The organism is Halomonas sp. BC2, assembly GCF_002078115.1.
Lineage (GTDB): Bacteria > Pseudomonadota > Gammaproteobacteria > Pseudomonadales > Halomonadaceae > Vreelandella > Vreelandella stevensii.
On record NZ_LFGT01000016.1, the window covers coordinates 133,808 to 145,044 of the forward strand.

Here is an 11,237-nt window from a genome sequence, read left to right on the forward strand (position 1 = left end):
CGGGGGCGCCTGGTCGAGCAGCGTGAGCGCCTGGTGGAGCTGGCGGCGCACGGCGTCTGGTGCATCCGCCAGCGGCGGGGCCAGGTTCTGTTTGGAGAGCTTCTGACCATCCGCAGATACCACCAGCGGCAGGTGCAGGTAGCGCGGCGTGGCATAGCCCAGTGCCGCTTGCAGCTGGCGCTGCCAGGGGGTGTTGTCGAGCAGGTCGTAGCCGCGCACGATATCGGTGATGGCCTGGTCTGCATCATCGACCACGACCGCCAGCTGATAGGCCCACAAGGCATCCTTACGCTTGAGCACCACGTCGCCCAGCGCCGCCGGGTCGAACTGCTGGCGACCAAACAGGCGGTCCTGCCAGACCACAGGGCGCTGGCCGAGGTCGCTGCGCAGCCGCCAGGCAATAGGTTTGGTTGCGTCGCGCACGCCGTCTCGGCACCAGCCAGGATAGACGTCGAAATCCTGCCACTGTTTTCTCGAACAGCTGCAGGGGTAGACGAGGCGCTGGGTGATCAGCTGCTCCAGCGCCCGCTGATAGGCGTCTGAGCGGGTGTGCTGCCAGCAGACCGCTTCGTCCCAATACAAGCCGAACCTTTCCAGCTGCTGCAGGATGGTGCGGTCGGCGCCGTCTGGGCAGCGTGGCGGGTCGATGTCTTCTATGCGCACCAGCCATTGGCCACCGGCGGCACGGGCGTCCAGATAGCTACCCAGGGCGGCCACCAGTGAGCCAAGATGCAAAGGGCCGGAGGGCGTAGGGGCAAAACGCCCGCGATAGGAAGCGGTAGCGGTCATGGCAACCCGTTTCTGGCAATCAAAGAGCACAAGCGTGGAAAGACACAAGATGACAAACAAAAACGGGCACCTCAAGGGTGCCCGTCAGCGGCCGTCACTCATGTTGCGGTGGCCGCGGTGTCAACCGCCCAGCTGCTTCTCTTTCAGCTCGGCCAGCGTTTTGCAGTCGACGCACAGCGTGGCCGTCGGGCGTGCTTCGAGGCGGCGAATACCGATCTCGACTCCGCAGGCCTCGCAGAAGCCATAGTCGTCTTCATCGATCTTTTCGATGGTTTCGTTGATTTTTTTCAGCAACTTGCGCTCACGATCCCGAGTACGCAATTCCAGGCTGAAGCCTTCTTCCTGGGTCGCGCGGTCGGCGGGGTCGGCGTAGTTATTGGCGTCTTCCTGCAGGTGGCGTACGGTACGATCCACCTCTTCCATGAGGTCCTGTTTCCAGTCCAGAAGCAGCTGGCGGAAGTGCGCGAGCTGCTTCTCGTTCATATACTCTTCACCCGGTGCCGGCTCGTACGGGATGAAGGACTTGGACGCTTCCGATTTCTTTTCCGCTACTGGCATGGGAGTGCCCCTTACGTTGTGACTACTGAACGTTGTGACTGCTGATCGACCATGTGCGTGTGTCACGATCGCACGCCAAAGGGGTGCTTGTTTAGCTGAAAATTAGCTGTGATGCAAGCATAATAGTGCGTTTTCGACCATGGTCCTACATCTTGTACGCCATGGGTCATGTTTTGACTACTGCTAGGAAAAGGAACCGTTATGGCCTGGAATACGCGTGTGGAACACGTCGCACCTTTTCGCGTGATGCACTTATTGGAAATGGCGCAGGCGCGTGAGGCGGCGGGTCATGATGTCATCCACCTGGAGGTAGGAGAACCCGATTTTGCCACGCCAGCCCCCATCGTGGCGGCAGGGCAGCAGGCGCTAGCGGAAGGCCGTACACGCTATACACCGGCGGCGGGGCTGGCCTCACTGCGTGAAGCGATTGCCGACCATTATGCCCAGCACTTTGGGGCAACGGTGGACCCGGCGCGGATTCTGGTGACCCCCGGCGCGTCCGGTGCCCTGCTGCTGGCCAGCCAGCTGCTGGTGGAAAGCGGTCAGCGCGTGCTGATGGCCGACCCCAATTACCCGTGCAATCGCCACTTCATGGCGCTGGCCGGTGCCCACATCGACAGCGTACCGGTGGGTCGTGACAGCGGCTGGCAGCTGACCGCACCGCTGGTCGAACGTCACTGGCAGCCCGATACGCGGCTGGCGATGCTGGCCACGCCTTCCAACCCCACCGGGCATACGCTCAGCGCTACCGCGCTAAGGGAGGTCATGCAGACGGTGGCCGCCAAGGGCGGCGATCTCATCGTCGACGAAATCTATCAGGGGCTGAATTACGACGATGCCCCGCTGTCGGCTCTGTCGCTATCGGAGAATGCGTTTGTGGTGAACAGCTTTTCCAAGTACTTCGGCATGACGGGCTGGCGGCTGGGGTGGCTGGTGGCGCCCGAGCAGGCGGTCGAGCCACTCACGCGGCTGGCGCAGAACGTGTTTCTGGCTGCGCCGACGCCCTCCCAGCATGCGGCGCTGGCGGCCTTCACGCCGGAGTGTCGCGATATTCTCGAAACCCGTCGGGCCACCCTCAGGCAGCGGCGTCAGGTGTTGCTGGATGGCCTGGCGGCGCTGGGGCTGGCGCCGGACCTGCCACCCCAGGGGGCGTTTTATGTATGGTTGGATATTGCTCGCTACAGCCGCGACAGCCAGGCCTTTTGCGAACGCCTGCTGCAAGAGGAGAACGTGGCCATCACTCCGGGGATCGACTTTGCCGTCCAGGGCGGAGAGCACCATGTGCGAATCGCGTTCACCAATGAAGTGCCCAGGCTTCAGGAAGCCATGGAGCGCCTGGCCCGCTTCTTAGGTCGCTTATGATGCACTACCCCACGCTGGTGCCGGGTACGCTGCTGCGCCGCTACAAGCGTTTTCTGGCCGATGTGCGGCTGGACAGCGGCGAAGAGGTGGTGGCGCACTGCCCCAATACCGGTTCGATGAAGGCGGTCAACGTGCCGGGGGCTCGGGTATGGCTATCGCCCAGCGACAACCCCAAGCGCAAGCTGGCCTGGACCTGGGAGTGGATTGCGCTGCCCCAGCCGGACGGCGCGCTGGCGCTGGCCTCGGTGCACACCGGGCGGGCCAATCGGTTGGTCGAGTCGGCCATACAGGCGGGAGACATCCCCCCTCTGGCAGACTACGCCACGCTGACGCGTGAGGTGAAAGTAGCCGATGCGCGGCTCGATTTTCGCCTCGACGACCCGGTGAAGGGGGCGGTCTATGTCGAGGTCAAGCAGGTAACGCTCAAGGAGGACGATGGCCACGGCTATTTCCCGGATTCGGTCAGTGAGCGTGGCACGCGGCATTTGCATCATCTGACGGCGCTGGCCCAGCAGGGTGAACGGGCGGTGCTGCTGTTTTGCGTCGCCCATGAAGGGATCGAGGACGTGGCTCCAGCGGCCCACATCGACCCCGTTTACGCGACCGCGCTGGCCGAGGCCATGGCGGCGGGCGTCGATGTGCTGGCCTACGGCATTCGTCTCGAGTGGCGCGACGCAGCGCCTTTCACTGCACGTTTGAACCGGGCGCTGACGGTGCGGGCCTAACGCTCGATGTAGAAGCGCTGGATAAAGCTGACCGGCTGCGGGGGCGCATTGCGGTCGTGGCGCACTTCCAGGTCGAAGCGCATGGGTTCGTCATGGCGCAGGCTGAACAGCGCAATGTGGTAGGTGGCATCGCCGTCGCGGACATTGCGAAAGCCGAGAGACTCCCCGGCGTCATTCAGTCCTCCTACGCTGCCCTGGACGTTGGCCATGACCGGGCGCGTCGTGCCATCGGGCTGGCGCTGGCGCACGGCCACGTTGACCAGCCCGTGCCCGGCGCTGCGCTGGATGCGGTGGGCTTGAGCGACTTCCGGGCTCAAGTGCCGCGTGGCGATGGCGCTGTAGTGAATTTCATAATCGCCCACTTCGACCCACTGTTCTGCCGTGGCCTGGGTCGACATCAGCAGCAGACCCAATAGTGTCAGCAGCGCGAGGCTGCGGCGCAGTCTTGCCATCGCCATGGCGGTTCTCCTCTACGATGGGCGGCGGCGAACCCTGAAAATGGCAATTTCGCCAAACAGATTCGGCCACCATTTGGATGTCCAGTGCCCTTTGTGGTCGCCCACGCCCACGGCGCGGTCCACGATCACCAGCCCCTTCTCGCCACAGAGATGCTCGAAGTCATTGAAGGTCGACAGGTGAATGTTGGGCGTGTCGTACCAGGCGTGGGGCAGCGACTTCGATACCGGCATGTAACCGCGCACCCCCAGGTGGACGCGGTGACGCCAGTAGGCAAAGTTGGGGAAGGTAATGATGCCTTCCTCCGCCACCCGCAGCATCTCATCGAGCATCTTGTCCGGGCGGCGCAGTGCCTGCAAGGCCTGCGTCATGATGACCTGGTCGTAGCTGTTGTCGCCGAAGCTGGCCAGGCCGTCGTCCAGGTTGTGTTCGATCACGCTGACCCCTTTGGCCACACACTGGGTGATGCCCTCCGGGTCGATCTCCAGCCCGTAACCGGAGACCTGTTTCTCGTTGGCCAGCCGCTCCAGCAGCGTGCCGTCGCCGCAGGCCAGGTCGAGGATACGGGCGCCGTGGGGCACCCAGTCATAGATCAATTCCAGGTCGGTGCGCATTAACGAGCCTCCTTCTTGGCGACGGCGTCGATCTTCAGCTCGCGAGCGACGCGACCCATGAAGGCACTGAACAGCGCGTGGTAGCGGGGTTCAGGCAGCAGGAAGGCGTCGTGGCCGTGAGGGGAGTCGATATTGGCATAGCTGACCGATTTGCCCGCCTGGGTCAGGGCATCCACCAGCTCACGGGAACGCGAGGGCGGGAAGCGCCAGTCGGTGGTGAAGCTGACGATCAGGAAAGGACATTGGGCCGGGGCCAGCGCCTGGGCAAGGTCGCCCCCGTGGCGGGCGGCAGGGTCGAAGTAGTCCAGCGCCTTGGTCATCAGCAGATAGGTATTGGCATCGAAGGCGGTGGAGAAAGTATCGCCCTGATAACGCAGGTAGGACTCCACCTGGAACTCGACATCGAAGCCGAAATTCAGGTCGTCGCTGCGCAGGTCGCGGCCAAACTTGCTGCCCATGGCGTCTTCGGAGAGGTAAGTGATATGACCGACCATCCGCGCCAGCTTCAGGCCCCGCCTGGGCACCGTGTCGTGCTCTGCGTACCAGCCATCGAAGAACTCCGGGTCGGAGCGAATGGCCTGACGAGCCACCTCGTTGAAGGCGATGTTCTGGGCCGACAGGCGGGGCGTGGCGGCAATGATAACCGCATTGGCCACTCGCTCCGGGTACGTGATGCTCCACTGCAGCACCTGCATGCCGCCCAGGCTGCCACCCACGGCCGCAGCCCAGCGCTCGATGCCCAGGTGGTCGGCCAGGCGCGCCTGACTGGCCACCCAGTCGTTGACCGTGATCACGGGGAAGTCAGGCCCCCACTGGCGACCGGTGTCTGGGTTATGGCTGACGGGGCCGGTACTGCCGTGGCAGCCGCCCAGGTTGTTCAGCGACACCACGAAGAAACGGTTGGTGTCGATGGATTTGCCCGGGCCGATATGGGCATCCCACCAGCCGGGCTTGCGGTCCTCGGCAGAGTGGTAGCCCGCCGCATGGTGGTGGCCGGAGAGCGCGTGACAGATCAGTACCGCGTTGGAGCGCTCGGCGTTGAGCGTGCCGTAGGTTTCATAGATCAGCTCGTATTCCGGCAGCGTCTTGCCGCAGGCGAGCGGCAGCGGCGTGTCAAATTTGGCAACGTGTGGTGTGACCAGACCCACGGAGTCCGCTGGCCGGTCAGCAAAAGCAAGAGTGTCTGAATCAGGCATCGAAAGCGCTAGTCCTGCAAAATGGATCCTGCTCAAAAAGACGCGACGACCAGCCTCAGAGGCCGACCAGCGCGCCCGAGATTCCCGCCGCGCGGATCAGCGCGCCAACCACCAGCCCATCGACCAGGTTGATGGCGATGAACACCACGATGGGTGACAGGTCGATCATGCCCAGCGGCGGGATGACCTTGCGCACGGGAGCCATGATGGGCTCTACCAGCTGCATGACCAGCAGCGCGCCTGGATGACTGGCATTGGGGGCCACCCAGCTCAGGATGATCATGACGATCATGGCAAAGAAGTAAATCTTCAGGATGGCATTGGCCAGCGCCGCGACTCCGGCAATCAACAGGCCGGGAATCGGCGGCATGCCCAGCCCAACGACCATGAAGATGGCCACGATGCTGACGACCTTCAGGACGAACCCCGCCGCAAGGGTGGCCAGGTCGAAGCGACCTGCCACGGGGCCCAGGAAGCCCTGGAACAGCCCTACCACCGGCTGGGTGATCTTGACCACCGACTGGCTCAGGGGGTTGTAGTAATCGGCCCGTGACGCCTGCAGCAAGAAACGCAGCATCAACAGAAACAGATAGATATTGATCAGTGTGTTGACGAGCATTAGCCCCGCGCTGCCCAGTTGGCTTCCCATTGCTGCCTCTCCTTCGATCTTGGTATTGGTGTGCAAAATAAACGCTAAAGGCGTATCAGGCACGTCATCCTGTGTGTAACGCAGGCATTATGTGTGTTGGCCGAGCTCTTTGGCCATGGCATCGGCACGCTGAGCGCACGCTTGCATGGCATCGGCGACGATGGTTCTCAGTTCGGCCTCTTCCATGTGGGCAATGGCTCGCTCGGTGGTGCCGCCCGGCGACATCACGTTCTGTTTCAGCGTGGCGGGGTCTTTATCGCTGCCCTTGGCCATGGTGGCGGCACCCAACGCGGTCTGGATGGCCAGCCGTCGCGCCGTGGCGGCCGAAAGCCCCTGTGCCACGGCCGCTGCTTCCATGGCTTCGAACATCAGGAAGAAATAGGCCGGTGCGCTGCCGGACACGGCGGTGACGGCATTCAGCAGGTGCTCTTCTTCGACCCACTCGACGATACCCACTGCTTCCATCATCTGAGTGGCCAGTTCGCGCTGGGCCTCGCTGACGGCCTGATTGGCGTAGAGGCCGCTGGCGCCCATGCCGACCAGGGACGGCGTGTTGGGCATGCAGCGTACCAGGGCGTTACCACCACCTAGCCACTGGTCGATGGTGTCAGCGTCCAGACCTGCCGCAATCGAGACGACCAGCGGTGCCTGCTGCTGGACGCTATCGCGCAGGGCCTCACAAACGCCGCGCATGATTTGCGGCTTGACGGCCAGGACGACCACGTCAGCGCCACTCACCGCCGCGTTGTTATCGGTATGGGTATGAATGCCCAGGCGCGAGGCCAAAGCTGAAAGCTCGCTCTCGTTGGGGGCCGTGGCGGTGATGTCGCCAGGCGCGACACCGCTGTCGATCAGGCCGCCGATAATGGCGCTGGCCATGTTGCCTGCGCCAATGAAGGTGATCTTGTTCGCCATGGGGGTATCCTTTTTTGCAAATGGCTGCGGCGTGCCGCAGAAAATAAGCCGTGTTCGGGTGGTCGCCGTCAACTCCGAGCGCCAAAAATGGCGGTGCCCAGCCGTACCAGCGTGGCACCTTCCAGAATCGCGGCTTCGAGGTCATCGCTCATGCCCATCGAGAGCGTATCCAGCGGTGCCTCGGGCAGGGCTGCCTGCAGCGTTTCCAGCAGCGCCCGTAGCTCTGCCAACGGCTTGCGCTGCGCGTCCAGCGTTTCCGCCGGGGCAGGAATCGCCATGAGGCCCCGCAAGGCGAGGCCGGGCAGGGGCGCGATTTCCCGGGCCATGGCCAGCGCATCTTCCGGTAGTACCCCGGATTTGCTGGCTTCGCGACTGATATTGACCTGCAGGCAGACATTCAACGGTGGCAGGTGGGCCGGGCGCTGTTCGCTCAGGCGTTTGGCAATCTTGAGGCGGTCGACGCTGTGTACCCAGGCAAACTGTTCGGCCACGGGCCGGGTCTTGTTGGATTGCAACGGGCCAATGAAGTGCCAGACAATGTCTTCCAGGTCGGCCAACTGCGCCTGCTTGTCCAGCGCTTCCTGCAGGTAGTTTTCGCCAAACGCCCGCTGGCCGTGCTGCCAGGCCAGGCGCACGCTGCTGGCGGGCTTGGTTTGCTCACCGCCAGCAGCGTTGCACCGTTCGCGGGTCGCCCGGCCTGGTCGAGCGCCTGGCCCAGGCGTTCGCGCGCAGCGGCCAGTGACTCGGGAAGCGCGTTGTCTGTCATACTCAAACACCTTACCGCAGCTGGGAAAAGAGAGATGGATATTACCGAACTGCTGGCATTCTCGGCAAAGCAGAATGCGTCCGACCTGCATCTTTCTGCAGGCTTGCCTCCCATGATACGTGTTGATGGCGATATCCGTCGGCTTAATGTGCCCGCCATGGAGAACAGTAACGTTCGGCGATTGATCTACGACATCATGAACGATCGTCAGCGCCACGACTATGAAGAGTATCTGTAAGCCGACTTCTCGTTCGAGATGCCCGGCGTTGCGCGTTTCAGGGTCAATGCCTTCAACCTGGCGTGGGGATTGGTGCTGGTGACAGGGCCCACGGGGTCGGGCAAGAGCACGACGCTGGCGGCCATGATCGATGTCGCTACAGACGCTCCTCAAGCGACAGGGGGGGCACACTGAGCGATGCTCAGGCCCGAGCCAAGGGAACGCTGTCGGTCAAGGAGTAGCGGCGCGGTATCAGGCGGCGTAAATACCGCCCAGTACACGCGGGCCGCTAGCACCCGTCACGGAAGGCAGGTTGCCGGGGAGCCCATGCAGGCGCTGATGGGCCAGCCAGGCAAAGGCACCCGCTTCGATCCAATCTTCCGGCCAGCCCAGCGTGGCCGGTGATACCAGCGCCATGTGCGGTAGGCGAGCCGCCAGCCTCTCCATCAAATGGTCGTTATGGGCGCCTCCTCCGCAGACCAGCAGGGTCGCTTTTTGATCGCCCAGCGGCAGTTGGGCGATGCCTTGCGCGATACTGGCCACCGTGAGTTCCGCCAGCGTGGCCTGAATGTCGCAGGGCGCTTCGTGGCCGGTGAGGTGGCGCTGTAGCCAATCCAGGTGAAAGAGCTCACGGCCCGTGCTGCGTGGCGGTGGCTGCTGAAAGAAGGGCTCTTGCAGCAGTCGCTCCAGCAGGGCGGTGTCCACGCGGCCACTCGCTGCCCAGGCACCCTGTTGGTCAAATCGGCCGACATGATGCTGGCCAAACCAGGTATCCAGCAGCACATTGGCCGGCCCCGTATCGAACCCCACCACCACCTGCCCTGGCTGGCTCGATAGCCAGGTAAGGTTGGCAAAGCCGCCCAGGTTGAGCACCAGCTGTTCACCCGCCCGTGCTCCGAACAGTGCCTGATGAAACGCCGGAGCCAGGGGCGCCGCCTGGCCTCCTGCAGCCAGGTCACGACGGCGAAAATCCGCCACGACGGCGCAGCCGGTCAGTTCTGCCAGCAGGCTCGGGTTGTCCAGTTGCCAGGTATAGCGCGGCCCGCCCTGATGCCCCTCGGGGGCATGTTCGATGGTCTGACCGTGGCTGCCGATGGCCGCTATCTGGTGGTGAGCGACGCCACGCTCTGCCAACAGGGTGTTGACGGCCCGGGCTTGCAAGCGGCAGAAAGCATCTTCGGCAGCGGCCAGCTCGGCAAACGTCACCGACGACGAGTGGCATAAATGCAGCAGCTGCCCATGCAGCGCATCGGGCATGGCAACCGCCGTGGTACCGATCAGGGTCGGAGGGGTATGGGGCGTTATTTCGACGAGGGCGGCATCGATGCCGTCCAGGCTGGTGCCCGACATCAGCCCGACATACAAGGTCGGTAACGCGAGAGGTGAAGTTTTCATATCGCCATGCATCCAAAACGGGGTGAAGGCTCAACCAGTGCCTTGGGGCGTGGTAATATCGCCCGCTATCACGGTTAATCGCCTATATACGGCATATAGTACATGGAGAGAGGCAATGAGTGAGGTGGATCAGGCGTTAGCGCTGCTGTCGCGAGGTACGCATGAAATCCTGGTAGAAGACGAGCTGCGCAAGAAACTGGCGTCGGGCCGCAAGCTGCGCATCAAGGCTGGATTCGATCCTACCGCCCCCGACCTGCACCTCGGCCATAGCGTGCTGCTCACCAAAATGCGCCAGTTCCAGGATCTGGGGCACACGGTGATCTTCCTGATTGGTGACTTCACCGGTCGGATCGGTGATCCCACCGGCAAGAACGTCACCCGCAAGCCGCTGACCGAAGCCGATGTCAAAGCGAATGCGGAAACCTATAAAGAGCAGGTTTTCAAGATCCTCGATCCTGAAAAGACCGAAGTCCGTTTCAATGCTGAATGGTTCGGTGAGCTGACCGCCGCAAAGATGATCGAGCTGGCCGCCCAAAGCACCGTGGCCCGCATGCTGGAGCGTGACGACTTCGAGAAGCGTTACAAGGCCAATCAGCCCATCGCCATCCATGAGTTCCTCTACCCGCTGGTGCAGGGCTACGATTCGGTTGCGCTGGAAGCCGACATCGAGCTGGGCGGTACCGACCAGAAGTTCAACTTGCTGATGGGGCGTGAAATCCAGAAGCATTTTGGCCAGGAGCCACAGGTCGTCATTACCATGCCGCTGCTGGAAGGGCTGGACGGCGTCCAGAAGATGTCCAAATCGCTGGGCAACTACGTCGGCGTGGATGAAGCGCCGGGGTCGATGTTCAACAAGCTGGTCTCCATGCCTGACAGCTTGATGTGGCGCTACTTTGAATTGCTCTCGTTGAAAACCAACGAAGAGATCGCCGCGCTGAAGCTCAGCGTGGAGCAGGGTGCCAATCCTCGGGATGTGAAGATGGAGCTGGCGCGTGAGCTCATCGCCCGTTACCACGGCGATGAAGCAGCCGCGAATGCGCATAAATCGGCGGGCAACCAGCTGGCCGAGGGTGAGCTGCCGGAAGACCTGCCGGAAGTGACGGTAGAGTTCGAAGGCAGTGAGCAAGCGCCCATCGCCGCGGTTCTGAATCGCTCCGGCCTGACAAAGAACAGCGCCCAGGCCAAGGACATGCTGAAAAATGGCAGCGTCAAGGTCGATGGCGATGTCGTTGCTCAGGACACCATGCTGGCCGCCGGTAAGGTGTACGTCATCCAGGCAGGCAAGAAACGTTACGCTCGTGTGACGCTTGCTTGAACTTTTTGAAAACTTTTTCAAAATAGCCCTTGCCAACCCGGCGGCGAATCCGTAAAGTACGCATCCGCTGCCGGGGACGCCAAGCGTTACCAGCGGTGAAGAAGGTTGAAAAACCTTCGGTTTGTCAGGAAGTTAGTGTCATCTGTTGGTTGGATTGATCGCTCGCTTCACGCGCTGAAAACAGCCCTTGACAAACACCGCGGAATGCGTAGAATACGCCTTCCTCGCTGAGGCAACACGGTTCAGGTCACCGAGCCAGTCACAGCGAAATGATTGCAGT

At 62.5% G+C, this 11,237-nt stretch carries 11 protein-coding genes and 2 pseudogenes; 4 read left to right on the top strand and 9 right to left on the bottom strand.

What is annotated here, in order from left to right; genetic code table 11:
* A partial coding sequence (gene gluQRS, locus B7L71_RS11540; RefSeq protein WP_081138068.1) for a tRNA glutamyl-Q(34) synthetase GluQRS occupies positions 1 to 789 on the bottom strand: 789 nt, incomplete at its 3' end.
* A gap of 120 nt (positions 790 to 909) precedes the next feature.
* On the bottom strand, positions 910 to 1,347 hold the full coding sequence (gene dksA, locus B7L71_RS11545) for an RNA polymerase-binding protein DksA (protein ID WP_016915941.1): 438 nt from the start codon (positions 1,345 to 1,347) through the stop codon (positions 910 to 912).
* 201 nt (positions 1,348 to 1,548) lie between these two features.
* On the opposite strand from dksA, the gene B7L71_RS11550 reads away from it, so the two are divergent.
* A complete protein-coding gene (locus B7L71_RS11550; protein ID WP_081138070.1) occupies positions 1,549 to 2,709 on the top strand; it encodes an aminotransferase class I/II-fold pyridoxal phosphate-dependent enzyme in 1,161 nt (386 codons plus the stop codon).
* Positions 2,706 to 3,434, top strand: coding sequence for a DNA/RNA nuclease SfsA (gene sfsA / locus B7L71_RS11555; RefSeq protein WP_081138071.1), 729 nt, complete (start codon positions 2,706 to 2,708; stop codon positions 3,432 to 3,434). The genes B7L71_RS11550 and sfsA overlap by 4 nt, the downstream gene beginning before the upstream one ends.
* Here the strand turns inward: sfsA and B7L71_RS11560 are convergent.
* The 6 genes and pseudogenes from B7L71_RS11560 to B7L71_RS11585 all read right to left on the bottom strand — a co-directional run bounded on the left by B7L71_RS11560 (position 3,431) and on the right by B7L71_RS11585 (position 8,030).
* Entirely contained in the window at positions 3,431 to 3,892 is a 462-nt protein-coding gene (locus B7L71_RS11560; RefSeq protein WP_039181319.1) for a DUF4426 domain-containing protein, read from the bottom strand. The genes sfsA and B7L71_RS11560 overlap by 4 nt on opposite strands.
* Positions 3,893 to 3,904: 12 nt before the next feature.
* Entirely contained in the window at positions 3,905 to 4,504 is a 600-nt protein-coding gene (gene metW, locus B7L71_RS11565) for a methionine biosynthesis protein MetW (RefSeq protein ID WP_016915945.1), read from the bottom strand.
* Positions 4,504 to 5,700 (bottom strand): homoserine O-succinyltransferase MetX, encoded by a 1,197-nt coding sequence (gene metX / locus B7L71_RS11570; RefSeq protein WP_039181315.1) that lies wholly within the window; start codon positions 5,698 to 5,700, stop codon positions 4,504 to 4,506. The genes metW and metX overlap by 1 nt, the downstream gene beginning before the upstream one ends.
* A 55-nt stretch (positions 5,701 to 5,755) precedes the next feature.
* Positions 5,756 to 6,349 carry a YggT family protein gene (locus B7L71_RS11575; RefSeq protein ID WP_016915947.1) on the bottom strand — a complete coding sequence of 198 codons (594 nt, stop codon included), beginning with the start codon at positions 6,347 to 6,349 and terminating at the stop codon, positions 5,756 to 5,758.
* Between the two features lie 87 nt (positions 6,350 to 6,436).
* Positions 6,437 to 7,264, bottom strand: a complete 828-nt coding sequence (gene proC / locus B7L71_RS11580) for a pyrroline-5-carboxylate reductase (protein WP_081138073.1) — start codon at positions 7,262 to 7,264, stop codon at positions 6,437 to 6,439.
* A gap of 68 nt (positions 7,265 to 7,332) precedes the next feature.
* Positions 7,333 to 8,030, bottom strand: a pseudogene (locus B7L71_RS11585) (YggS family pyridoxal phosphate-dependent enzyme).
* A 34-nt stretch (positions 8,031 to 8,064) separates the two neighbouring features.
* On the opposite strand from B7L71_RS11585, the pseudogene B7L71_RS11590 reads away from it, so the two are divergent.
* Positions 8,065 to 8,400: pseudogene (locus B7L71_RS11590) on the top strand (ATPase, T2SS/T4P/T4SS family); the annotation flags it as partial.
* 99 nt (positions 8,401 to 8,499) lie between these two features.
* Here B7L71_RS11590 and B7L71_RS11595 read toward each other — a convergent pair.
* Entirely contained in the window at positions 8,500 to 9,642 is a 1,143-nt protein-coding gene (locus B7L71_RS11595; RefSeq protein ID WP_081138096.1) for an anhydro-N-acetylmuramic acid kinase, read from the bottom strand.
* A gap of 115 nt (positions 9,643 to 9,757) precedes the next feature.
* On the opposite strand from B7L71_RS11595, the gene tyrS reads away from it, so the two are divergent.
* A complete protein-coding gene (gene tyrS, locus B7L71_RS11600) occupies positions 9,758 to 10,957 on the top strand; it encodes a tyrosine--tRNA ligase (protein WP_081138074.1) in 1,200 nt (399 codons plus the stop codon).
* The last annotated feature ends 280 nt before the right edge of the window (positions 10,958 to 11,237 follow it).

Bases quoted from the DNA above. Each gene is read 5' to 3' on its own strand.
- metW (WP_016915945.1), bottom strand. From the start codon at position 4,504: ATGCGCACCGACCTGGAATTGATCTATGACTGGGTGCCCCACGGCGCC.
- B7L71_RS11575 (WP_016915947.1), bottom strand. From the start codon at position 6,349: ATGGGAAGCCAACTGGGCAGCGCGGGGCTAATGCTCGTCAACACACTG.
- B7L71_RS11595 (WP_081138096.1), bottom strand. From the start codon at position 9,642: ATGAAAACTTCACCTCTCGCGTTACCGACCTTGTATGTCGGGCTGATG.
- proC (WP_081138073.1), bottom strand. From the start codon at position 7,264: ATGGCGAACAAGATCACCTTCATTGGCGCAGGCAACATGGCCAGCGCC.
- sfsA (WP_081138071.1), top strand. From the start codon at position 2,706: ATGATGCACTACCCCACGCTGGTGCCGGGTACGCTGCTGCGCCGCTAC.
- tyrS (WP_081138074.1), top strand. From the start codon at position 9,758: ATGAGTGAGGTGGATCAGGCGTTAGCGCTGCTGTCGCGAGGTACGCAT.
- B7L71_RS11550 (WP_081138070.1), top strand. From the start codon at position 1,549: ATGGCCTGGAATACGCGTGTGGAACACGTCGCACCTTTTCGCGTGATG.
- B7L71_RS11560 (WP_039181319.1), bottom strand. From the start codon at position 3,892: ATGGCGATGGCAAGACTGCGCCGCAGCCTCGCGCTGCTGACACTATTG.
- metX (WP_039181315.1), bottom strand. From the start codon at position 5,700: ATGCCTGATTCAGACACTCTTGCTTTTGCTGACCGGCCAGCGGACTCC.
- dksA (WP_016915941.1), bottom strand. From the start codon at position 1,347: ATGCCAGTAGCGGAAAAGAAATCGGAAGCGTCCAAGTCCTTCATCCCG.